This window comes from Sphingomonas arabinosi (assembly GCF_036663715.1).
Classification (GTDB): domain Bacteria; phylum Pseudomonadota; class Alphaproteobacteria; order Sphingomonadales; family Sphingomonadaceae; genus Sphingomonas.
In genome coordinates, this window is the sequence record NZ_JAXOJN010000006.1 from 148,531 (window position 1) to 172,691 (window position 24,161).

The 24,161-nt window shown below is 64.6% G+C and carries 17 protein-coding genes; 5 read left to right on the forward strand and 12 right to left on the reverse strand.

Going from position 1 to position 24,161, the window contains the following annotated elements; all coding sequences use genetic code 11:
- Window positions 1-168: 168 nt before the first annotated feature.
- The 6 genes from U1708_RS12025 to U1708_RS12050 all read right to left on the reverse strand — a co-directional run bounded on the left by U1708_RS12025 (window position 169) and on the right by U1708_RS12050 (window position 5,448).
- On the reverse strand, window positions 169-1,203 hold the full coding sequence (locus tag U1708_RS12025) for a potassium channel family protein (protein ID WP_332745993.1): 1,035 nt from the start codon (window positions 1,201-1,203) through the stop codon (window positions 169-171).
- A gap of 86 nt (window positions 1,204-1,289) precedes the next feature.
- The gene (gene rodA, locus U1708_RS12030; RefSeq protein WP_332746223.1) at window positions 1,290-2,357 is read right to left on the reverse strand and encodes a rod shape-determining protein RodA; all 1,068 of its coding nucleotides are present in this window, start codon (window positions 2,355-2,357) and stop codon (window positions 1,290-1,292) included.
- 111 nt (window positions 2,358-2,468) lie between these two features.
- Entirely contained in the window at window positions 2,469-3,659 is a 1,191-nt protein-coding gene (gene nhaA, locus U1708_RS12035) for a Na+/H+ antiporter NhaA (protein ID WP_332745995.1), read from the reverse strand.
- A gap of 195 nt (window positions 3,660-3,854) precedes the next feature.
- Window positions 3,855-4,181, reverse strand: coding sequence for a Rap1a/Tai family immunity protein (locus tag U1708_RS12040; protein ID WP_307088968.1), 327 nt, complete (start codon window positions 4,179-4,181; stop codon window positions 3,855-3,857).
- 72 nt (window positions 4,182-4,253) lie between these two features.
- The gene (locus U1708_RS12045; RefSeq protein WP_332745999.1) at window positions 4,254-5,114 is read right to left on the reverse strand and encodes a hypothetical protein; all 861 of its coding nucleotides are present in this window, start codon (window positions 5,112-5,114) and stop codon (window positions 4,254-4,256) included.
- A 34-nt stretch (window positions 5,115-5,148) separates the two neighbouring features.
- Window positions 5,149-5,448, reverse strand: coding sequence for a hypothetical protein (locus U1708_RS12050; RefSeq protein ID WP_307088970.1), 300 nt, complete (start codon window positions 5,446-5,448; stop codon window positions 5,149-5,151).
- A gap of 673 nt (window positions 5,449-6,121) precedes the next feature.
- Between U1708_RS12050 and U1708_RS12055 the strand changes: the two genes are divergently transcribed.
- The 5 genes from U1708_RS12055 to uxuA all read left to right on the forward strand — a co-directional run bounded on the left by U1708_RS12055 (window position 6,122) and on the right by uxuA (window position 14,490).
- Window positions 6,122-9,322, forward strand: coding sequence for a TonB-dependent receptor (locus U1708_RS12055; protein WP_332746002.1), 3,201 nt, complete (start codon window positions 6,122-6,124; stop codon window positions 9,320-9,322).
- A gap of 1 nt (window position 9,323) precedes the next feature.
- On the forward strand, window positions 9,324-9,686 hold the full coding sequence (locus tag U1708_RS12060; protein WP_332746004.1) for a hypothetical protein: 363 nt from the start codon (window positions 9,324-9,326) through the stop codon (window positions 9,684-9,686).
- Window positions 9,656-12,280, forward strand: coding sequence for a glycosyl hydrolase 115 family protein (locus tag U1708_RS12065; protein ID WP_332746006.1), 2,625 nt, complete (start codon window positions 9,656-9,658; stop codon window positions 12,278-12,280). The genes U1708_RS12060 and U1708_RS12065 overlap by 31 nt, the downstream gene beginning before the upstream one ends.
- Before the next feature lie 145 nt (window positions 12,281-12,425).
- Entirely contained in the window at window positions 12,426-13,196 is a 771-nt protein-coding gene (locus U1708_RS12070; protein ID WP_332746224.1) for a FadR/GntR family transcriptional regulator, read from the forward strand.
- A 121-nt stretch (window positions 13,197-13,317) separates the two neighbouring features.
- Window positions 13,318-14,490: a mannonate dehydratase gene (uxuA, locus tag U1708_RS12075; RefSeq protein WP_332746008.1), complete on the forward strand. Its 1,173-nt coding sequence runs from the start codon at window positions 13,318-13,320 to the stop codon at window positions 14,488-14,490.
- Between the two features lie 19 nt (window positions 14,491-14,509).
- Here the strand turns inward: uxuA and U1708_RS12080 are convergent, their stop codons facing one another.
- From U1708_RS12080 to U1708_RS12105, 6 genes are all read right to left on the reverse strand, one after another.
- The gene (locus U1708_RS12080; protein ID WP_332746010.1) at window positions 14,510-15,358 is read right to left on the reverse strand and encodes a FadR/GntR family transcriptional regulator; all 849 of its coding nucleotides are present in this window, start codon (window positions 15,356-15,358) and stop codon (window positions 14,510-14,512) included.
- 360 nt (window positions 15,359-15,718) lie between these two features.
- Entirely contained in the window at window positions 15,719-17,026 is a 1,308-nt protein-coding gene (gene xylA / locus U1708_RS12085) for a xylose isomerase (RefSeq protein ID WP_307088980.1), read from the reverse strand.
- An 8-nt stretch (window positions 17,027-17,034) separates the two neighbouring features.
- On the reverse strand, window positions 17,035-18,480 hold the full coding sequence (xylB, locus tag U1708_RS12090) for a xylulokinase (protein ID WP_332746013.1): 1,446 nt from the start codon (window positions 18,478-18,480) through the stop codon (window positions 17,035-17,037).
- On the reverse strand, window positions 18,480-19,628 hold the full coding sequence (locus tag U1708_RS12095) for a glycoside hydrolase family 43 protein (protein ID WP_332746015.1): 1,149 nt from the start codon (window positions 19,626-19,628) through the stop codon (window positions 18,480-18,482). The genes xylB and U1708_RS12095 overlap by 1 nt, the downstream gene beginning before the upstream one ends.
- Window positions 19,629-19,787: 159 nt before the next feature.
- The gene (locus tag U1708_RS12100) at window positions 19,788-21,455 is read right to left on the reverse strand and encodes a glycoside hydrolase family 43 protein (RefSeq protein ID WP_332746017.1); all 1,668 of its coding nucleotides are present in this window, start codon (window positions 21,453-21,455) and stop codon (window positions 19,788-19,790) included.
- A gap of 8 nt (window positions 21,456-21,463) precedes the next feature.
- Complete coding sequence (locus U1708_RS12105; RefSeq protein ID WP_332746019.1) at window positions 21,464-24,025, reverse strand: glycoside hydrolase family 9 protein; 2,562 nt, start codon at window positions 24,023-24,025, stop codon at window positions 21,464-21,466.
- Window positions 24,026-24,161: the final 136 nt, after the last annotated feature.

The window sequence follows — 24,161 nt, forward strand, 5'->3', positions numbered from 1 at the left end:
CATAACGGATATAATTGTGATGGTTAGCTGTGTGCCCTTTCGTATCGTGAAGGGGCGCGGGTGTCGTTCGGCTACACGGTTCGACGCGGGTATGCTTGTACTAGCGCTGTGACGTCATCGCCTCTCGAGGACGGCCCTGTCCCTAGCGGCGGGTGTCGGTGGAGAGCGTCAGTTCCTGGCGTCAGTGCGGGGAACGACCTCGACGATGATGTCGCCCGCTTCCAGCCGGGCGGCCTCGGGTTCCCAGAAGCAAAAGTCCTGATGCCCACGATAGATGCGGTGACCGAGCCCGGTGGCGATGTCGGCAAGCGGCTTGCCTACTTCGTCCGCGGAGACTTCGCGTTCGCGCAGGACGACGCGCCCGCCGGATGCGGCAAGATCGGCCATGTATTCGGCGGTATGCGCGCCGTGCGTGGAGCCGGCGAGCAGGAGACCGGCGAAGCTGGCCGGGTTGATGACCACGTTGGCGCCGGCCTGATGCGCGATCGCTTCATTGTCCTCCGATCGGATCACCACGCTGATCGGTAGATCGGGCGCGATCCGCCGCGCCGTCAGCACGATCAGGATCGAGGTATCGTCGCGACCGGCGGAGACGATGAGCGCGCGGGCCTTGGAAAGACGGGCCGCCTCCAGCGCTGCGTTGCGCGTGGCGTTCCCCTCCATCACCGTCGTGCCGCAACTCTCCGCCGTGCGTAACGCCGCGGCGCGCTCGTCGACGACCACGATCGTGCCCGGATCGGCACCGCGACGGATGAGCTCGCTTACGGCCTCGGACCCGCTCGTGCCGAAACCGGCGACCACGACATGGCCTTCGAGGTGCCGCTGGATCACCGACATACGCCATTTCTCCCACACGCCCTTGAGCAGAAAATCATACGCGGTTCCCAGAAAGATGAGCCATACGAAGAGCCGGATCGGCGTCACGACGAAGGTATCGAACATCCGCGCCTGCTGAGTCACAGGCACGATGTCGCCATAGCCGACCGTCGTCACGGTAATCATCGTGAAATACAGGATGTCGGCGAACGTCACGGGCGCGCCCGAGTTCTGTCGCAGGCCATCGCGGTCGAACCAGTGGACCGCGAGCGCGATGCCGATCAGCGCCAGCGCGACCAGCGCCCGCCAGGACAAGGCCAGCCACGCCGGGGTTCGGCTCTGGCGGCGCAGGCGATAGTGCACCGTGTCTGCATCGTCGGCGTGCATGCCGTCTCTTGCATCGCCGGGACGCCGCTGTGAAGCTCTGTCAGTCGGTCGGGGATCGACTCTCAAGGCGGTGACATTCGGCGGGATCATAGCCCCCCGAGTTGGCGTGTCTGGAACCGCTCCCGGTGGATCGACATGAGGATCCCGAGCAGGATCAGGACGGTCATCATCGCCGACCCGCCATAGGATAGCAGCGGCAGCGGGATACCGACGACCGGTGCCAGACCCATGACCATCGCGATGTTGATGCTGACGTACAGAAACAGCGTCATCGCAAGACCGGCGGCGACCAGACGCGCAAACATCGACTTGCCGTCGAACCCCAGGTTCAAGGCCCACCTGATAAGGTAGCCATAGGCCAAAAGGACGAACAGGCCGCCCATCATCCCCCATTCCTCCATCATCGTCGAGAAGATGAAGTCAGTGTGCGTTTCGGGCAGATATTCGAGGTGGCTTTGCGTGCCCTGGAGGAACCCCTTGCCGAAAACGCCTCCGGATCCGATCGCAATCTTGGACTGCGACAAATGGTAGCCTGTGCCGAGCGGATCGCTCTCCGGATCCATGAAGATCAAGATGCGGTTCTTCTGATAGTCGTGGAGCAACCCCCATGCGACCGGCAGCAGGGCGCCTACGATCGCGCCGGCGCCGATAAACCACCGCATTTTCGTACCCGCGAGGAAGATCATCGTCGTCCCCGCGATGGTGATCATCATCGCCGTACCGAGATCGGGTTGCAGCATCACCAGCCCGGCCGGAACCGCGACAAGCGCAACCGGGATGATCAATACGCCGGGGCGGCTGATGAAACCGGGCGGTACCGTGTCGTAGAAGCGGGCCACGCTGAGCACGACCGCGAGCTTCATGAACTCGGAGGGCTGCAGCCGGATGATGCCCAGATCGATCCAGCGTTGCGCGCCCATGCCGATATGCCCGAACAACTCGACGAGCAGGAGCAACGCGAGCGTGACGGCGTAGAAGGTGTAGGCATGGCGCTTCCACGTCGCGACGGAAACGCGCGAGAGCACGAGCATCCCTGCGAACAGCACCGCGAAACGCACCGCCTGGTTCGTCGCCCAGGGCGCAAGATGCCCCCCGGCAGCCGAGTAGAGCGTCACCAGACCAAATGTGGTGATCGCCATCACCGTCACGAGCATCGACCAAGGCAATGCGCGGATCGGCGCAGGCAGTGTGCCAGCCCTCAAGATTCTATCTCCGTATCGAGTGTCGGAACAATGACGGGCAGGTTTAGCGCGCCGGGTAGTCGCTCAGAGGCCGGGATCAGGTTCCGTCCGGCCGGATTTCACGCTGCGCAGCAGTGCGTAGCCGAGAAGTCCGGACACGAAGGAGCCGGCGAGGACGCCCAGCTTGGCTTCCGCCTGCAAAAGCTGGCTACCGGGGAAAGCTAGCAAGGTGATGAAGATGCTCATCGTAAAGCCGATCCCGCAGAGCAATGCGACACCGAGCAACTGCCGCTTTCCCGCGTGTGCCGGCATGTCGGCCAGGCCGAGACGAACGGCGAGCATGGAAAAGCCGAACACACCTGTGATTTTCCCGATCAGCAACCCCAAGGCAACGCCGAGCGTCACGGGCGCAACCAGTGCCTCGGCAGGTAGCGTCAGCACGGGCACCCCGGCGTTGGCGAGACCGAAGATGGGCACGACGAGAAAGCCGACGGGAAGGTGCAGGGCGTGCTCCAGCTTATGCAGCGGGCTGTCCGAGTCGTTGTCGGGACGACCGGGCGTACACTGCATGGGGATGGTGAAGGCGAGAACGACCCCCGCGAGCGTCGCGTGAATACCCGAACGGAACACCAATACCCACAGGATCGCGCCCACCAGCAGATACGGCGTGAGTCGACGTACGCCGAAGCGGTTGAGGCCTATCAGAACCATGATCGCTACGGCCGCTCCGGCGAGATCCGGTATCGACAGCTTCGCCGTGTAGAACAAGGCGATGATCATCACGGCGCCAAGGTCGTCGATGATCGCCAGTGCCGCCAGAAACACTCTCAAGGATGCCGGAACGCGGTTGCCGAGAAGCGCGATCACACCGAGTGCGAACGCAATGTCGGTGGCCGCGGGAATTGCCCAGCCTGCAGCGGTCGGACCACGATTGAACGCGAGATACACCAGGGCCGGGACCATCATGCCGCCAGCGGCGGCGATCCCGGGCAAGATGCGACGCGACCACGTCGAAAGCTGGCCATCCAGCATCTCGCGCTTGATCTCCAAGCCAACGAACAGGAAAAATACCGCCATCAGCGCGTCGTTGATCCAGTGCCCGACCGACAACGGTCCGACATAGGCGTGAAGAATGGTCTCGTAGTTCGGTCCGAGCGGAGAATTCGCCACTATGAGCGCCAACACCGCCGCGCCCATCAGCACCAGACCGGCCGAGGACTGGCTTTCGAGAAAGCGGCGAATAGCGCTTGGCTGCAGGAGGCGCGAGTGGCCCATCGTGACGGTCTCCGGACACAGATTTTCGGCGCTGGCGGCCCGACCAGCACAAAACCTGCCCGCTTCATCGAACGAACACCCGACGAGCCCTATGACAGCCGATCGTCCGCCGAACAACGGACGATATCGAACAGCGTCGGCTATTCTTAGAAGAGCGCGTGTCTTCGAAAAGCGCGTGTCTTCGAAAAGCGGGTGCTATTTACGTTTGCAGGGAAAGGCCTGTTGCAGGGCATCGCGCACGACGAACGAGGGCGCGCCGGTGCCCGTCGGCTTGGCACGTTTGCGCAGATATTTGCGCGTGGAGGATACCACTTCGATGTTGGAGGCGCGGGTCTGTGACGGGCAGATCTGACCGGACAGCGACAAGGTGTCGAATGCCGCGATGATATAGCCGGTGCAGAAATTCGGTGTGGGATCCGTATCCTTGCCACGACACAGCTCGAGCAGTTGCGCGGTCGTCACGGAACTCACCACGACGGGCCGGTCCGCTGCGGCTAGCAGCGCGGCCATCAACATCATCATAAGCTTCCCCCTTCAGGTCGGTATGCACGCGAAATCCGCGATCGGTTCCGGAACCGGCAGCGGCGGATCGGTCTATCTGCTCGCGACCGTTTGGAGATACGGCAGCAGGCGTACACGTGGGAACACCTCGTCGAGCGATTTGGTGTCGGGCAGGATGTAGACCATGCCGCCCTTTTTCTGGAACAGCGGGCGCAGCTTCTTGCTGTAGAAACTCGTGCCGACATTGATGCAGCCGAAGCTGATCCGGTTGTCGTCCGGTGTCGGGGAGAGCAGTCGCTGGACACGATGCTCGGCCTTGTTGGTGGTGATCACCGCATGGATCGCGACCGAGTTGGTATAGTCGACCCATAGAACGCGTTGGCGCCCCACCGCACGGCCGAACTTGGCGATGTAGCGACCCGCCGGCGTGGTCCGCTCGGCCGGTCCGATCTCCGCCAGGCTCTTGGCGCCGATGCCGGGAGTCGAATCGTCGCCGATGCCGACGCCGAGCAGCACGGGTGTCTGCCCTAGAAAGTCGCCCTTCGCATTGAAGAGAAGAAGCGCCGCGGCCTGTTTGTCGATGACGATATAGGGAAGCGTACCATTGTCGTGCGCGGCCGCGACCCATGCGACCATACGGCTGGCCGCTTCCGATCGCACGGGTTCGAGAATCTCGGCTGCGTCCGCGGCCGAGATGACGGGCGGACGTACGGCCGCCGCCGCCGGTGTCTTGCGTTTGCGTGCCGGTGAGCCTTTGCGCGCGGGGGCTTTCGAAGCTGCGCGCGCAGGCACGGTCGACTTGGCACGCGTCTGCGCAGTCGTAGGCGTGGCCAGACTTGGCCGCGGCGCGAGCAATCCCAACGCCAATGCCGCGACCGTGCCCATGCGCAAGGCACGGCGGCACGGCCGGTGAATGATCGCGGTCTTGTTCAGCAGAGTTGTCCGGCCAGCCAATCGAAATGCGTAATGCTATGTATTACCGCGGGGCTTAGCCGCGGGGCTTACGCTGGCGCTGCTGCATCTGCTGTTCCATGCCGTCGACGCGACCGTTGATCTGGTCGATGCGCTGGCCGTTCTGCTGGGCCTGACCGGCGGCAGCTTGAGCCTGGGCGAGAGCCTGACCGGAGGTGCCTTCGACGGTGCGCAAGCGGCCGTCCATGCCGTCGATGCGGGTATTAACCGTTGCGATCTGCTCGCGAACGAAACCCTTCGTCGCGCAGCCGCCGAGTCCGGTCGCGCCGACGATGATCAGGGCTGCCGTACAATATTTAGGAAGATTGGGACGCATTTACTCACCTTTCCAAACGTGGATGCCACCACTCATCCCAGGTTCGACGACGCGACAATCGATTATAGCCAAGGCGTGCGCGTTCTGCGGTGGAGTTCGTTGCCCGCTGTTCGGCGAAATGCGGAGGAAGGTTCGATGAACTCTCTGTATCGATTGCCAGGACTTGGCCTTTTGCGGGCTATGATCTCCGGTGGACAGACATGCGGGGGCCTGGCCCGTAATACGGTTCTCCACAAAGTACGGCAGTCTGGGGCGTGATAATTCAGCAAGGTGCTACTGGCCTAAGCATCTGAAAGAGCTCGCAGTTTGCGCTACCGTGGGCGTCGATACGATGGCTGTATCGACCGAGAACGTTCCGCGATCATAGCCGAAAGACCAAAACCACGGCTTCATCGGAAGGTTATGACCAAATTGGCCTAACCGAACAGGGTTGACTCGCTGACCAATAGCGGCGAGATAGCGCTATCAATTGACCTGCATCAGACAGGCGTGACGGGGAACGGGGATGGCTTTTAACGCTATTGATGTCGCATGCCCATCGGCCGGTCGGTCGAGATTGTGGACTGCTTCGCGCAGTACCTAGCGCCTGACACCTGACTTTCTTCAAGCATTCATAACAACGAGACGCTTCCTGCCGCCAGTCGGACAGCGAGGTTCCAAGAGGATCCTGAACATGACGCCTTTCAAAATGGCCCCTCGTCTTACGCGCGCTGCGCTTTTGTGCGCGACGACGATGGTAGCGCTGTCCGCGACCATGGCCGCAGCTCAGACCATTCCGCCGACGCAGGACCCGGCACCTGCCGCGCCGCAGAGCGCTGCACCCGCCCCGGCTGCACCCGCCACGGCCGATCCCGCTTCGCCGGCCGCAGCCCTGCCGGATTCGGACCAGACCCCAGGCACGATCGACGCAGCCGATACCGGCGACATCGTCGTCACCGGCTATCGTTCGAGCCTCGCCAAGTCGACGAACGCCAAGCGTGCGTCGACCGGCTTTACCGATTCCATCTTCGCGGAAGACATCGGCAAGTTCCCCGATACGAACATCGCCGAATCCTTCAACCGCATCCCCGGCATCACGATCACGCGCGACGTGACCGGCGAAGGCACGAACGTCGCGATACGCGGTCTCGGGTCGAACTTCACGAACGTCACGCTCAACGGCGCGACGATCGCAGTGGCGTCGTCGGGCGCGACCGACGCGCAGGGCACCGATCGTTCGGTCGATCTGAGCTTCTTCCCGACCGACCTGTTCACCAAGCTGACCGTGAACAAGAGCTATACCGCCGACCTTCTTGAAGGTGGTGCGGCCGGTAATATCGATCTCCGCTCGGCACGGCCGTTCGATCGCTCGACCTCGTTCCTGGCGTATAACGTCCAGGGCACGAAGCAGTCACCGGAAGACCGGATCGGTGCCCGCGGTTCGCTAATCGGCAGCTGGCGTGGCGACAAGGTCGGTATCCTGGCGGGTGTGTCCGCCCAGCGCCTGTTCACCGACACGCGCGGGTTCGAGACGATTGGCTATACCAATCCCGCCCTGACGGCGGCGCAGTGCGGTGCTGCGTCGGGCTGCAACACGACGGGTGGCGGCAACTGGACGATCCCGGCTGTGGTGCCGGTCGGCGCCGGTGCGGGCCTGGTGGCGGGTACGCCGATCACCAGCGCGTTCCTGCTCGCCAACAATCCCGGCGCGACGATCCAGCAGATCGACAATGCGTTGCTGCCGCGGCTCGGGCGCTTCACAAGCATTCGCGGTCCGCGCGATCGTATCAACGCGATCGTCAGCGCCGAGTGGCAGCCGACCGACACGCTGCATTTCTACGTGGATGGCCTGTACGGCTACAAGAAGAACGAACTGACGCGCGAGAACATGGCGTGGATCGTCCGCAACGGCGCAGTCATCCCGACCAACCTGACGTTCGACAAGCCGGATTGCACGATCGGCTGCGTCGTCACCGGTGGGACGTTCGCCAACGCGCAATTCTTCAACGAATTCCGTCCCTATACCGAGACGACGAAGCTGTTCAGCGTCAACCCCGGTGGCGAGTGGGAGATTTCCAACACGCTCAAGCTGAACCTGCAGGGCAATTACGCGCGCTCGACCTTCCACCGCGAGAACCCGTCGGTCGGCATGACGACCCCGCTGGGCGTCGGCAACACGGTCACCTATTCCAACGACGGTAGTGGCATCCCGACGATCCAGAGCGCGCTGGACCTGAACGACCCGGCGAACTTCGGCTGGAACGCCGGCAGCCGCGTCAACATCTCGGACGAGCGTCGCCTCAACAAGAGCAAGGGCGCTCGCGGCGACCTGACCTGGGGCAATACCGCGCTCAACCTGAAGATCGGCGGCGCGTTCGACGATGTGTCGCGCCGGATCAGCAGCACCGACAACAGTCAGGCGTACCAGAATGCGGTCTGCGGCAATAATCCCAGCGTGTTCGTCCCCTCGCCGAACTCGCAGCCGCCCTGCGAAGGCCTGAACGCGCCGGGCGTGATACCGGCAGGTTACCCGACCTATCCGGGTTATGGTACCGGATCGACCGCCGGCATGGCTGGACCAGCGTCCTATGGTGGCTCGCTCGTTCCCAATGCGGCGGCGCCGAGCTATCTGACGCCGGGGCCGGCGGGTTTCGTGACGGTCGATTGGCCGAAGTTCGCGGCCGCGACCAATTACGATTTCTATCATGACACCTCGCCGGAGAGCGGTGCTTCGACCACGGGTGCAAGCGGCGGCGGGATCCGCGAAGTGGTGAAGTCCGCGTTCGCCACGGTGAACGGCGAGCAGAACCTCGGCGGCAACATGCTGCGGTTCAACGTCGGCATGCGCTACGTCAACACGATCCAGACGATCACGGGTCGCGTCTCGTTGCCCGATCCCCGCAATACGACCGCGACCGGCGTCGCGCTGCCGGATGGCAGCCGCTATCCGAACCTCGTCAGCATCGTGTCGACGCGCAACGTCTATTCGAAGTGGCTGCCGGCGGCGACGTTCGCATACGACGTCAGCGAGCATGCGGTGGTTCGCGTCGCCGGGTCGCGGACGATGACGCGTCCAGATCCGTCGGCGCAGTTGCCGGGCGTGAACTTCGGTGCGCCATCGGCGGATCAGGCGTCGATCGGCAACCCAGCGCTCGAGCCGTACATGTCGACGAACATCGATCTGGGCTTCGAATATTATACCGGCCGCGAAGGCGTGGTGAGCTTCAACGCGTTCCGCAAGTCGATCAAGGGCTTTACGAACACCGCGATCAGCACCGTGGCGTTCGGGGAGCTGGCCCAATACGGCATCACCTACGACACGCTGAACCCGACGCAGCAGATCGCGCTCAACTCGCGTGGCGGACCTAGCGCCGCGCAGGTTCAGGTCACGTCGCAGGTCAACGTGCCCGACAAGCTGACCATCAACGGGCTCGAATTCCAGTGGGTCCAGCCGCTCGACTTCCTGACCAAGAATATCGGCATCACCGGGTTCGGCTTCAACGCCAATGCGACGGTCGTCGATCAGACCAGCAAGGGTGCGGCCACCGCGTTCGGCGTGGCGCCGTTCACCTACAACATCACCGGCTATTACGAAAAGCACGGCGTGATGCTGCGGGTATCGACCACCTCGCGCGAAGGGTCGCAGAACAGCGGCGCGGCGCAGAACGGCATTCCGGCAGCGGCGTTGTTCGGCACGGACTATACGACGTACGATTTCTCGTCCTCGTTCGACCTGGACAAGATCTTCGGTCTGGCCGGCGCACCGCAGCTGACGATCAACGTCGCGAACTTCACCGACGCGACGCTGCGCTCGTACTTCCAGTTCGAGAACGCGACCTTCACCCAGTACAAGCCGGGTCGCCAGTTCCTCGTCGGTCTGCGCGGTACCTTCTAGTATGGCTCGGCAGTGCGGTCGTGATGCGATCGCACTGCCGGCATTGGGCGAAGACGTGGGCGTGACCGCCCACGCAGGCCGAACCGCGATCACGGTAAGGCACGCAGCCGATCCCGCCACCGTGCGGACGATAGCTGTCGCGGTCGACGTCGATCGACTTGGCGGTACCCGGCGACGATCAGGCAAGTCGATTTCTCAATATTTTTTCGACTTCGAACGACGGGCGATGGCGTCGCATATGATGCGGTCGACCCTCGGCGCAGGGTCGGCGAACATTGCCAGCCAGCTTTGCCCTAGGGTGGCTCGCAAGCTGCAAGCACAGGAGAGACGACGATGTCACACGCCGTATCACGCCGCACGCTGATGGGCGGTGCCGCCTGTGGCGCTGCGCTTGCGACTCTACCCGCGCCGCTGTTCGGTGCCGACCCGCGCACGGCGCCCGACCCCCGGACTGCGTTTCCCCTGATCGCGAAGGCTATTCCTGCCGCGGTCCTGATCGATGCCGACGCCGATAGCGCAGTCCGGCACGTCGCGACCAATTTCGCCAAGGATCTGGAGCGGGTCAGCGGTGCCGCGGCGCGACTGATCGATGGCGCGAGCGGTATCGTGCAGGGGCCGGTGGTAATCATCGGCGTGCTCGGCCACAGTGCCGTGATCGATCGCCTGATCGCGGCGGGCAAGATCGCCGCCGCCGACCTGCGCGGCGAATGGGAGGCGTTTCGCCAGATCGTCGTCGACGATCCGATGCCGGGCGTGGCGCGGGCGCTGGTGATCGTCGGGTCGGACCGGCGCGGCGCGGTGTTCGGCACCTATGACGTATCCGAGAAGATCGGCGTTTCGCCTTGGCACTGGTTCGCGGACGTGCCCGTCCGTCGCCAGCGCGACGTGCTGATCCCGGCCGGCTCGAGGCGCGACCAGCCCAAGGTCCGCTATCGCGGGTTCTTCATCAACGACGAGGATCCGTGTCTGAGCGGCTGGGCGAAGAAGGCGTTCGGCGGTGTGAACGCGGCGATGTACGTGCACGTCTTCGAACTGCTGCTGCGGATGAAGGGCAATTATCTGTGGCCCGCAATGTGGGGCAAGGCGTTCGCCGACGACGATCCCAAAAGCATGGTTCTGGCCGACGCGATGGGCGTCGTGATGGGTAATTCTCACCACGAGCCGATGCTGCGTGCGCAGGCCGAATGGCACCGGCACGCGGACCAGGGCGTGACCGGCGGCGCATGGGATTACGACAAGAACGGCGCCAATTTGCGGAAATTCTGGCGTGGCGGCATCGAGCGCATGATGGCCAAGGGCGGCGGCCGGCATTACGATTCGGTGGTGACCGTCGGCATGCGCGGTGACGGCGACGAGGCGATGGCCGAGGGAACCGCGACCGGGCTGCTGGAACGCGTGGTCGCGGAACAGCGCAAGATCATCGCCGACGTTACCGGCAAACCCGCGGGCGAGACGCCGCAGGTCTGGGCGCTCTACAAGGAAGTGCAGGATTATTACGATCACGGCATGAAGGTGCCCGACGACGTCACGTTGCTGTTCTCGGACGATAATTGGGGCCAGATCAGGCGCTTGCCCGATCCCGCCGCACCGCCGCGCAAAGGTGGGTACGGCATCTATTACCACTTCGATTACGTCGGCGCGCCGCGCAACTACAAATGGCTCAATACCAACCAGATCGAAAAGACCTGGCAGCAGATGGACCTGGCGTACCGGCGCGGTGCGGCGCAGATCTGGATCGTCAACGTCGGCGATATCAAGCCGATGGAGTATCCGCTCGGCTTCTTCCTGGCGCAGGCCTGGAACCCGGATGCGATGACTCCGGCGGCGGTTGCCGACTATCCGCGGGTATGGGCGACGGCGACGTTCGGGCCCGAACAGGCGCGCGCGATCGGCGAGATCGTCACGCAGTACAGCCAGTATGTGGCACGCCGAAAACCCGAGTTGATCGACCAGGATAGTTTCCCGCTGGGCGGAGTCACGCCCAAGGGCCTCGACGGCGGCGAGTTCGGTACGATGGTTGCGCAGTGGGACGCGCTGGAGGCACGGATGCTCACGGTTCGCGCCACGCTGCGGCCGGATCAGCGGGACGCCTATTATCAGCTGATCGAGTTCCCCGTGGCGGCGGTCGCGAACCTGTACCGCATGTATTACGGCACGGCGTGGAACCGGCGGCTGGCGTCCAAGAACGACGCGCGCGCCAATTACTTCGCCGACCAGGTGGAAACCGCGTTCCGTCGCGATGGCGAACTGACGCAGCGGTACCATAGTATCAACGGCGGCAAGTGGGACGGCATGATGGGGCAGGTCCATATGAGCTATGTCATCTGGAACGACCCCACCAAACAGACCATGCCGAGCATCGTCCGGGTCGGCGCCGATACGCCCGAAGCAAAGCGCCGGCAGCAGCCGGTCTTCGTTCCGACGCTCGCGACGCAGGCGGGTATCGTTGCCGTCGAAGCACCGGCGTTCAGTCGTGCGCGCGACGGCAAGGGGTTGCGCTGGACGACGATCCCGCATCTCGGCCGTACCGCGGGCGCGATGATCGCGATGCCGCAGGGGCGACCGGCAACGCGGGCAGAGGACGGCGTCTGCCTGGAATACGACGTCACCGTGGCGAAGGCGGGGCCGGCGACGGCGACACTGTACCTCGTCCCGACACTGGACACGTTCGGCCATGAGGGATCGCGCATCGGCGTGTCGATCGACGGCGGTGCCGTCCAGGTCGTGCGTGCCGCGCTGGAGCCTACCGGCGGCGATACGGACAATGCCGGCAAGGCGCGATGGGCGGACGCGGTGCGCGACAATGGCGTAGTTATGTCGGTCGGCCTGGGCAGTATCGCTGCGGGGCGTCACACGATCAAGATCTGGCGGCTCGACGACAACATGGTGCTACAGAAGCTGGTACTCGCCACCATACCGGTACCGCCATCCTATCTCGGGCCCGTTCCCGCCGTATGATGCGACCTGCCGGGGGAGAGGCACCGCAACTTAATCGTCGATACCCGTTTCCCTCCCGGCGTGTGCGTAGTAGCATCAATACGCAGACATTAGATTGGTAAGTCCAGTGGCAAAGCCCGCCTCCCAGCCCGCCTCCCAGAATGCGTTGTTCGTGGTCGGTAGATACGACGCGCCCGCGAACGATCGCTTGTACCAGCGGTTGGCGCGGCGGCTGTTCGAGGAGCTGGTTGCGGGCACCTACGCGATCGGTGATCGGTTGCCCGCCGAACGCGAACTGGCGATCGAGTACGGCGCCAGTCGGCCGGCCGTGCGGGAAGCGCTCATCGCGCTGGAAGTGCAGGGTTTTATCGAGGTTCGGGTTGGCTCCGGGGCCTATGTCTGTCGATTGCCGGGGCAAGGTGAAGAGCCGGGGTTCGCGATCACTGCGTTCGAGCTTACCGAAGCGCGGATCATGTTCGAGGGCGAGGCCGCGGCGCTGGCAGCGGTACAGATCAGCGACGCCGAGATCGAACTGCTCGACGGACTGGTCGAGGCGATGACCACCGAGAACTTGCTCGCCGAGGTGACGGAGAACGCGGACCGCGATTTCCACATGGCGATCGCCAAGGCGACGCGGAATGCCGGGGTCGTCCGGACGATCGAGGACCTGTGGCATCTGCGCTCGACCTCGCCGGAGTGCGCGCTTCTCCATGCCAAGGCGCGCAACGCCAAGGTGCGGCCGGTCGTCGCCGAACATGCTGCAATCGTTGACGCTTTGCGTGCGCGCGACGCCGCGGCGGCGCGTGGCGCGATGCGCGCGCACCTGACGTCGGTGATGGACCATTTGCTGTTCAAGACCGAGGAGATGGCGATGGAGCAGGCGCGGTTGGCGCTGGCAACGACTCGCCAGCGTTACGGTGGGCCGCCGAGCGCCTGAACGATTCAGCACCCGGACCGGCACACCGGACGCTTCTAGGTTGTCAGACCAATTCGATCGTTGCTATCGATACTGAAAGGACGTGGCCGCACCGCCGCGCTAAAACGGGGATGACCGGTTGATGAAGATGACCCAGACCATGCGCTGGTTTGGCCCGAACGACCCGGTGCCGCTCAACGCCATCCGCCAGGCCGGCGCGACCGGGATCGTCACGGCGCTGCACGAGGTCGCCAATGGCGATGTCTGGACCGCAGACGCCATCGCCGCGCGTCGCATCATGATCGAAGAGGCCGGGCTAGACTGGAAAGTGGTCGAGAGCCTGCCGGTCGTCGAGGACCTGAAGCGGCGCTCGGGCGACTGGGATCGGCTGATCGAGGCCTATGTCGCCAGCCTGCGGAATTTGGCGGGTCAGGGCATCGAGGTAGTGACCTATAATTTCATGCCGTTGCTCGACTGGACGCGGACCGACTTGAGTTGGGCGTTGCCGGACGGTGCGCGGGCGCTGCGGTTCGAGCTTCATGCGCTGGCGGCCTACGACATCCATATCCTGCGCCGCCCCGGTGCCGAGCAGGATTACGCGCCCGATGTCGTCACGATCGCGGCCGAGCGGTTCGCGGCGATGGACGACGCGGCGCGAGCGACGCTGGAGCGGACGATCATCGCCGGTCTGCCGGGGAGCGAGGAAAGCTTCAGCTCGCCACAGTTGCTCGAACAGATCGGAACCTATGCCGACATCGACGCAGGCCAGTTGCGCGCGAACCACGTCGCGTTTCTGGAGGCGGTGTGTCCGGTCGCGGAGGCCGAGGGTATTCGGCTGGTGGTGCATCCCGACGATCCGCCGTTCCCGATCTTCGGCCTGCCACGTGTGGTCAGCACCGAGGCGGACGTGAGCGCGCTGTTCGCCGCCGTGCCGTCGGCCGCCAACGGGCTGTGTTTTTGCAGCGGATCGTTCGGCGTGCGCGCGGACAACGACCTGCCGGGGATGGTCCGACGGCTCGGCGAGCGTATCGGCTTCGTGCATCTGCGCTCGGTCCAGCGTGAGCCCGGTGGCGCGTTTCACGAGGCGGCGCATCTGGAGGGCGATGCGAACATGCCCGCAATCATGGCCGAGCTGGTCGCGCTGCAGGCGCGCACCGGGCGATCGCTGCCGATGCGTCCCGATCACGGACACCAGATGGTGGACGACCTCAACAAGCGCACCAACCCCGGCTATTCGCTGATCGGGCGGCTGCGCGGGCTGGCCGAACTGCGCGGGCTGGAAACGGGTATCGCACACGGCCGGGGTGCCGTTTGACCACGGCGTAGAGCCAAGCCTACCGCGTCATCGCCACTTGCGTATCGTCCAGCGCCAGATCCACCAGCTTGCGCATCGCGGCGTTGGCGGCGACGGGATCGCCCGCGGCGATCGCCTCGTAGACGCGGACGTGGTCGGGGATCGGGTTGCGCGGCAACGAACGGGTGCGTTGCTTGAACTGAGTCGTCCAGCTTACCGCCGCGCCGATGCTCGCGCTGAGGACGACGAGCGCATCGTTGCGAGTCGCCTGCAACACCGCGTTATGGAACTCGCGGTCGGCGGCGCGGCCGGCTTCGGTGGCGAGCGTATGGCGGCGCATCGCAGCGAGCGATTCCTTCATCACGGTCAGGTCGGCACGATCGCGACGCTCGGCGGCCAACGCTGCGGCGGCAGGCTCGACGATGGCGCGCAACTCGAATAGTCCGCGGACGAAGTCGATGTCGGGTTCGCCGGCAAAGGCCCAGGCGAGCACGTCGGGATCGAGCAGATTCCAGCGGCTGCGGGGCAGGACTCGGGTGCCGGTTTTGGGTCGACTTTCGACCAATCCCTTTGCCATCAGCACCTGTACCGCCTCGCGGTAGGCGCTGCGCGACACGTCCAGCGCCTCCGAAAACGCGACTTCGCCCGACAATGTGTCGCCCGGCAGATATTCCCCCGAAAGGATAGCGGTGCCCAGCTTGTGCGCGATCGCACCGTGCAGGCGTCGCCCCGTACCGCGCGGCAGGCGAGGAGCCGGCGTGTTATCGGCAGGGGGGGTATCCGCAGGTAGGCTGTCCGAAGAAGTGGCGGCATCCGACTGTGTCGCAGGAGCCGATTCCGCGGGCGTATCCGACGACGTGCTCGTCTGGTCCGGATTGATGTTCGTCATTGGCAAGCTCCCATCGCAAGGTGATAGCCGCGTGACAATCGCGAGACGATAAGAGATTTTCGGTGATGGGGCTCGGAACGCCCCGATACGGGCTGCAAACGATGCGTCGCGGTAATGTCTGGCGTGCGGCAGCGGCAGTGATCGTCAGGGCTGCTTGTTTTTCGGCCCGACGCCGCTGCGGTCGATGAGGGGCGGCTGGCCAGTCATTGCGCTCGGCATCGCAACGCAGCTGCATTCGATCAGGGGACCCGGATCAGCGGGCAAATGATCCATCGCGCCGCGAGTGCCGTTAGCCACATGCGTTGCCGATGTCGTAAGTGCCCGATCCCGCGCCGGAGCGCGAGATCGGGCGGTCGTAGATTAGAGGACGCGGTTGATGAGGTTCTCGATCCGCTCCTGCTGGCCCGAGACCGGCTTCGGATCGATGCCACGCTCGATCGCGAGGTCGGCGATGCCTGCAAGGTCGAGCCCGCCGATCGCGCCGCCGAATTCGCCGTCCCAACCAGCATAGCGCTTGGTCTTGATCGCATCGATGCGGCCGTCTTCGATCAGCTTGGCCGCGTTGAGCAGGCCCTTCGCGACGACGTCGATCGCGCCGACATGACCGTAGAACAGGTCGGCCGGGTCCATGCTCTGGCGCCGAACCTTGGCATCGAAGTTGAAGCCGCCGGTGGTGAACCCGCCTGCGCGAATGATCTCGAGATTGGCGAGCGTCAGTTCCTCGACCGAATTCGGGAATTGATCGGTGTCCCAGCCGTTCTGCGGATCGCCGCGATTGGCGTCGATCGAGCCGAAGATACCGAGCGCTGCGGCGGTCGCGATCTCATGCTCGAACGTGTGGCTGGCGAGCGTCGCGTGGTTCGCCTCGATGTTCACCTTGACCTCGTTCTCCAGGCCATAGCGCTTGAGGAAGCCGTACACGGTCGCGGTGTCGAAGTCGTACTGGTGCTTGGTCGGCTCGAACGGCTTCGGCTCGATCAAGATCGTGCCGGTGAAGCCGATCTTGTGCTTGTGCTCGACGACCAGGCTCAAGAAGCGGCCGAAATTGTCCAGCTCGCGCTTCATGTCGGTGTTGAGCAGCGTCTCGTAACCCTCGCGACCGCCCCAGAGCACGTAGTTCTGGCCACCGAGACGATGCGTCGCCTCGAGCGCGTCGCGGACCTGCATCGCGCCGAACGCGAAAACTTCCGGATCGGGGTTGGTCGCGCCACCGGCGGCAAAGCGCGGGTGGCTGAACAGGTTGGCGGTGCCCCAGAGGAGCTTGCGGCCCGATGCGGCCTGGAGCTGTTCGAGATGATCGACGGCTTCGGCAAAGAACTTGCGATGCTCGGTGATGTCGTTGGCGTCGGCCATCACGTCGACGTCGTGGAAGCAGTAATAAGGCACGTCGAGCGTCTTGAAGAACTCAAACGCGACCTCGCGCTTCATCGCAGCCGCTGCGCTGTCGTTGGCGCCGCGGTGCCACGGGCGATCGAACGTGCCGCCGCCGAAGACGTCGGAGCCGGGCCAGCAGAAGGTGTGCCAGAAGCATGCGGCAAAGCGGAGGTGATCCTCCATGCGCTTGCCGAGGACCATCTTGTCCTTGTCGTAGAACCGGTAGGCCAGCTCGTTGGTGCTGTCGGGACCCTCATACTTGATTTGGGGGATATCGGCGAAGAAGTCGGACATCGGGATTCCTACGATTTGGGGGTGATGCGGGAATAGGCTTGGCGGAACGCGGCCTTCTTCTCGGCGAGCGCCGAGACGAGGGCAGGGTCCGGGACGATGGTGTGCGAGACGGGAGGCGCGACGCAGATGTCGGCGGGATCGCCGCCATCTACGCCGAGCTGGGCTAGCCGTGCGGCACCGAGAGCGGGGCCGACTTCGCCGCCCTGGAGGTAGACGAGTTCGACCTCCATCGCGGCAGCGATCACCTGGCCCCAATAGCGCGAGCGGGCACCGCCGCCGATCACCGCGAGGCGTTCGACGGTCGTGCCGGCCTCACGCAAGACGTCGAGACCGTCAGCGAGCGCGAACGCAACGCCCTCGAGTACCGCCTGCGAGAGACGGCCGGCGTCGGTGTCGTTGTCGAGGCGCAGGAACGCGCCGCGAACCTCCGCATCGTTGTGCGGCGTGCGTTCGCCCGAGAGATAGGGGAGGAAGATCTCGGGGCCACTGGCGGGACCCGCTGCCTCGGCACGTGCGAACAGGTCGGCGGCACCGGCGGCTCCGGTGATCCGCGCAACCCAGTCGATGCACGACGCCGCCGAAAGGTGGACCGACATCTGGTGCCACATGCCCGGAAGCGCGTGACAGAAGGCGTGGACCGCGCGCGCCGGGTTGGGGCGGAAGTCGTTGGTGGCAACGAAGATCACGCCCGACGTGCCGAGCGACAGCAGCGCATCGCCGTCCTTGACGACGCCGACGCCGACCGCGCCCGCCGCATTGTCGCTGCCGCCTGCCGCGACCGGCACCCGGGGCATGCCCCAGAGCTCGGCGACTTCGGCAGTGAGCGTGCCGGTGATTGCCGACCCCTCGAACAGCGCCGGCATCTGCGCCTGCGTCAGTCCACAGGCGGCGAGAATCTCGTCGCTCCAGCAGCGTCCGCCGACGTCGAGCCACAGCGTGCCGGCGCTGTCGGACAGGTCCGACGCCTTGTCGCCGGTCATCAGCAGCCGGACATAGTCCTTGGGCAGCAACACCGTGGCGATCTTCGCGAAGACCTCGGGCTCATGCTCGCGGACCCAGAGCAGTTTCGGCGCGGTGAAGCCGGGCATCGCGATGTTGCCCGAGATTTTCCGCAGGTCGGGGACGGCGCGTTCCAGTGCCTCGCATTCGGCGAAGCAGCGGCCGTCGTTCCACAGGATCGCGGGGCGCAGCGGCTTGTCGTCGGCGTCGAGCAACGTCGCGCCGTGCATCTGGCCGGCGAGCCCGACGCCGCGCACCGAGCGGCGGACGCTCGGGTCGATCGCCTGTACGGCGGCGATCGTCGCCTTCCACCATGCGTCTGGATCCTGTTCGGACCATAGCGGATGCGGTCGCTGCACGGTCAGCGCGGCGGTACCTTGACCCACCACGCTGCCATGCTCGTCGAGCACCACGGCCTTGACACCCGAGGTGCCGATATCGATTCCGAGGAACATCAGTTGACGAACGGATCGATGGTCGGGATCGATCCGTCGGCGGCGAACTTCAGTTCGGTCACCTTGACGTTGCGCAGGTGGTTCTTGTTGCTCAGCTGCGTATCCGCATAGAACAGCCACCATTTCTTGTTCCATTCGATGATCGAGTGGTGGCTCGTCCAGCCCTGTACCGGCTTGAGGATATGCCCCTTGTACGTGAACGGACCATAGGGGTTGTCGCCGGTCGCGTAGTTCAGGAAGTGCGTGTCGCCGGTCGAGTAGGTGTAGTAATATTTGCCGCCGCGCTTGAAGACCCAGGACGCCTCGAAAAAGCGGCGTTCATGGTCGCCGCCGAGCACGGGCTTGCCGGCTTCGTCGAGGATCTGGACGTCGCGCGGGGTCTCGGCGAAGCTCTTCATGTCGGGGTTCATGCGGGCGATCTTGCCCGACAGCGCGGGCTGATCGTCCTTGCCGAGATCGGTGTCCGAGCCGTTGGGGTCGAACTTGCCGTCCTTCCAGCGCTGGAGCTGGCCACCCCAGATGCCGCCGAAATACATGTAGCTGGCGCCGTTCGCGTCGGTGAACACCGCGGGGTCCATCGAGAAGCTGCCCTCGATCGGCTTCGGGTCGGCCTTGAACGGGCCAACCGGGCTCTTCGAGGTGGCGACGCCGATGCGGAACGTGCCGAGGCCGTTCTTGTCGAGCTGTTTGTCGCGCGCCGGGAAATACAGATAATAGGTGCCGTTCTTGTAGGCGGCATCGGGGGCCCACATCTGCTGCGACGCCCAGGGCACGTCCTTCACGTCGAGCGCGACGTCGTTGATCTTCACTGGGCCGCCGATGCGATCCATCGACAGCACGCGGTAGTCGCGCATCGCATATTGGTTGCCGAGATCGTCGTCGGCGATCGTCACGTCGATGTCGTGGCTCGGATAGACGTAGATCTTGCCGTTGAAGACATGCGCCGACGGATCGGCGGTGTAGATGCTGGTGACCAGGGGCTGCGACAGATAGCGCTTGCCGTCGGGGCTGCGCGGTTCCTTGCCGGCGGACGCGGGTTTCGCCGCGGGTTTGGACGGCGCGTTGACCCCATTGGTCTGGGCGAGGGCGATCGTCCCTGTTGCGGCAAGTGCGGCAATGACGAGCGTGGGCGCGAGGCTAAAACGCATCGGTGCGTGGTCCTTCCTAATGTTCACCATCTGATGTGGTGTCGAACGTCTATGTGCCCCGGTAGCGCTACCGTAGGAAACGTGTCAACACTTAGCACGCGGCGCATGCGACTGTCGACAACACCCGGTCGCATGCGACGTGTTTCGCGCTCGGGTGGCTCATTTCATCCACGCATAGGGACCGACCAGCGTGCCGACGAAGCCGCCCGCGGTCTTGGTGCTGAGGAAGCGGGCATCGACGTCGCGCGCCAGCGTGCGCTTGCTGCCGGCACTGTCGCCCGCACCGTCGCCGGCACCTTCATAGTCGAACGCCATCGTACCGCCGTCCGCACGGATCGTCAGCGTGACGGGACCCGTGCCCGTGACGGGTGCCGAGGCGACCAACCGTTCCGTGCCCTTGTCGGTGGTATAAAGTGCGACGACGGGCTTGCCGGTGACCCGGGTAATGCCAAAAAACAGGAAGTTGGCGTCGCTCTGCATTGCGACCAAGCCTGCGCGATCGCCATCGGTATCGGGGGCGAAGCGGACCGTCGTCGACATCGTGGCGACGTGATGTTGCTGCCGGCGCCCGACGAACGAAGGCACGCGCGACAGGTCGCCGATACGTCCGCCACGGTCGAGGACCAGGTCACCGCCTTCGAGCCGATAAAAGGGCGCCTTGGGCGTGCGCACGCCGACCCATTGCATCGCCAGCTTGCTGCCGTCGAAGCTGTCGACATAGCGGAAATTGCCGCTCGTCGGGATCCGGCTCGGCGGGCTTGCGGGTAGTTTCGGCTTGGTGGCGGCGAACGGAACCGGCTGGCCCTTCGGCAGGATGATCGGCCAGCCATCCTTCCATGTTACCGGTAACAAGAACGTTTCGCGGCCGATGTTGTAATAGTCTCCCTCGTACGGGCGGACGCCGAGGAAGGTCGCGTACCAGTCGCCGTTCTGCGTCTGGACCAGCTTGGCATGGCCGGTCGACGTGATCGGGTTGGGACGCGCGGGGTCGAGATCGCGCTGCGTCAGGATCGGATTGCCTGCGAACGGGATATAAGGCCCCCGGAGTGACTTCGAGCGAAGTGCGACCTGCGAATGGTTGACGCTGGTACCGCCCTCGGCCGCGGTCAGGTAATAATAGCCGTCCTTGCGGAAGATATGCGGCCCTTCGATCCAGACCGGCTTCTTCGAGATGTCGACGCCGCCGTTGATCAGTTGCGTGCTGTCGCCGACCATCTTGCCCGCGCGCCAGTCATATTCCTGGATCCAGATCGCACGGTGGCCGTCGTAGCGCGGCGGCTCGGCGGGGGCGCGGTTGTTGACGATATAGGCCTTGTCGCCTTCCCAGTAGATCGACGGGTCGATGCCTTCGAACGGCAGCCAAATCGGGTTCGACCACGGCCCCGCCGGGTCCTTCGCCGTGATGACGAAATTGCCTTTGCACTCGACGCAGGTGTTGACGATGTAGAACACGCCGTCGTGGAACGAGATGTCGGGGGCGAATACCGCCTGCGACGTCCGCATGCCGGTGAAGTCGAGTTGCTCCGGCCGGTCGATCGCGTTGCCGATCTGCGTCCAGTTCACCAGGTCCTTCGACTTGAAGATCGGCAGGCCTGGGTAATGCGCGAACGAGGACAGGACGAGGTAATAGTCGTCGCCGACGCGCGTCACCGACGGGTCGGGATAATAGCCCGACAGGATCGGGTTGCGATATTGGCCGGGGCCGACGGTGACCTTTTCCTGCGTTTGGCCGTCATAGCTGAAGCTGCTGAACCGCGGTGCGTCGCTGGCGAAGGCGGGCGTTCCAAGGGTAAGACCGGCGAGCAGTGCGAACGTCTGGATTTTCATGGCAATTCTCACTTGGTTGCGCTCGCTGTCTGGGTTGGCTTGGACCCAGCCGCCGCGGCGAGCTCCTGCGCGGCCTGCGCGAGTTCGATCCACATCGCGCCTTCGGGGATGACGTATTCGTTCTCGCCCCAGAAGAACGGCCAGTCCTCATGGTTTTCGGGGAAGTCCGGCTTGATGATCAGCACGCCCGGCACGACGCCGCCGGCGATGAACGAGAAGTCGGCGCGGTTGTTGCCATAGGCGACTTCCTTCGAGACGGTGCCAACGGCCGATACGAACGATATGTCGGATCCGGGATGGTGGCCTACCAGGAACTCCAGTCCGCGGAACACCGCGTCGGCGGGCATGATCTCCGGAAACGCCTTGTGTAGCGTGTACGCGTTCAACGCAGTGCCGAGCACGGTGCCGCTGCCCGCCCAGCCGCCGGTCGTGATCGGCACGCCGAACGGATTGGCCTTGGCCGCAGTCTCGGTGGCGGTGGCATAGGCGCGTACCGCCGGGACCATGGCTGCACGGTAAGCTGGTGGCATGAACGGGATCGCCGCCACCGCGTCGCGCAGATTGAAGGCGAAGGTCTTTTCCATCGCCGGCCAAAGCGACTGGACCGCGGCGACGTAGCGAGGATCGCGCGTCGTCCGCAGCAGTTCGACCGCAGCGGAGAAGCGCTCCGCGTCCAGCGGTCCGCCGGTGGTGTTGCCGTGCTGGTACAGATCGGGCGCGTGCGACTGTTCCTCCGCCCAGGTCCGCGTCGCGATCCCCAGCGCTTTCTTCGACAGTGCCGGATCGGCCTCCGCAAGCGCGCGCGATGCCGCCGCCAACCCTGCGATCGAGCCGTAGTTCAGCGCAGAAGCCTTGGTCGTGAACGCCCAGCGATCGTCGGGCATCCCGCTGCGTCCGTTCTTTTCCTCACCAAGCTTCAGGGCGGCGTCGTAGATCAGCCCGTCGGTCTTGGTCGAGCCGTCGCCGAGATGCGTGTATTGCGCGACATCGGGCTCGACGATGCCGTGGATCGCATGGCCGACCGCATCGAACTGCGCGACGAGTTGCAGCGTGCCGTGGCGGATTTGCTGGACGAGATCGGGCGTGCCGTCGGGAACGTGCATCTCGGTCTTGCGCCGCGTCCAGTCGATTGCGGTGGTGTCGCGCATCGGGCGCCAGCGCTCCCAGCTGTCGACCAGCGAGCGGATCACCTGATATTGCGACTGGGTGCGGATGTCGTAATCGCCGGCGTCGAACCAGCCGCCGACCGCGAGGCCGGGGATGTGCTCGCCCGGCTTGAACTTCGTGTCGGTGGTCGGCCCCTGCGCGTAGAGATCGATATGTTCGTGGTTCACCGGCGCCTGACGCGCATCGTCGCGGTGCGCGTCGCCGTGCCAGACGCGGTAGCCTTCGTTGACGAACATATGGTCCATCGCGACCGGAAAATAGACGTCGAGCGTCGGGTGCCAGGCGCCGGCATAGGCATTGGCGGCGATGCGGAAGGGCGCGGTGCGCTTGGTGCCGTATTCGAGCACATAGGTGCCAGGCTGGCGGACCGCGCTGAAATCGAGTTGCAGATAACTGTAGCGGAGATAGTCGCCCCAGCGCTTGGCGGGGGCGGTCGGCATTGGCGTCATGCTGCCGTCCTCGCCGACGCGCAGGAGGCGCGCGGGCAGCGCGCGGCGATCATTGCGGTCGAGTTCGATCGTCGCGACCTTCCGCGCGTCCGGCGTGTAGCCGAGCTGCGAATGCGCGATCACCGGGGCACGGAGCCAGCCCGGCACGCTGTTCGGCTGGATCGTCCATTCGAGGACGGTGCCGGTGCGCCCGGCCGGCAGCATCGAGCGGAGCACGAACCAGCCATTCTGCGCTTGGTTGCGACCGTCGAACAGCTGCACTTCGGCGGTCGAGCGGATCGTCACGCGGCGTGCCGGGTCCTCGGGTGCGAGCACGAAGCGGCTGCCCTTGGCGATCGCAGTCGGTTCGGCACCGGGACCCTCGGCGCGACCGCTCGCCGCGTTGCGCTGCGGCGTCTGGATCATGGCATCGGCCGGATAGACCGGGAACGCGCCGCTGACGCCGTCCGCCATATAGCTGTGGTGGAAATAGGCGGCGGGGAGGAATTCGAGATTGAACCCGGCCTTGCCGGCGAGCGCGGCCGGCACGGGTTGGTCGAGGATCACCGACACGGCAACCGCGCCGCCGCGCTTTTCCGAGCGGACGCGGTATTGCCATTTATAGTCGGGATATTCGAGCGTGACGGTGATCGCGCCGGTCGCGGCATCGACCTTGCGATCGATGAGGCGTCCGATCGCGTCCCATTGGCCGGGTGTCGAGGAAAGACGGACGTCGCCATTGGTGGCGATCCGTTCGCCCTGCTGAATGATCTCTACGCCGCTGATCTTCGAGTCGGCGAACAGGCCGTCATACCAGTTGGAAAAGACCAGCACGTTGGCAGCCGGCGCCTCGTAATACCCTGCAGCATTAAGCGTCAGGTCAGTCGGCGCGGCGTGCGGGTTTGTCTGAGCGATCACGGGTGCGGCGCTCGCGAGCAGGGTTGCGATCAGGCAGAATGCGGATTTGGCCGCCATGGTTTTTCCTCTCCGGTATCGTCATGCAGCGTTGGATTCGCCTGCTATTCCCGCGACTATAGCGCTAACAATGGCAGACGCCACCCGTTGCCGCCGTTCTCGTATGGACAGGGTAGCGGTATCACCGTAATACTCA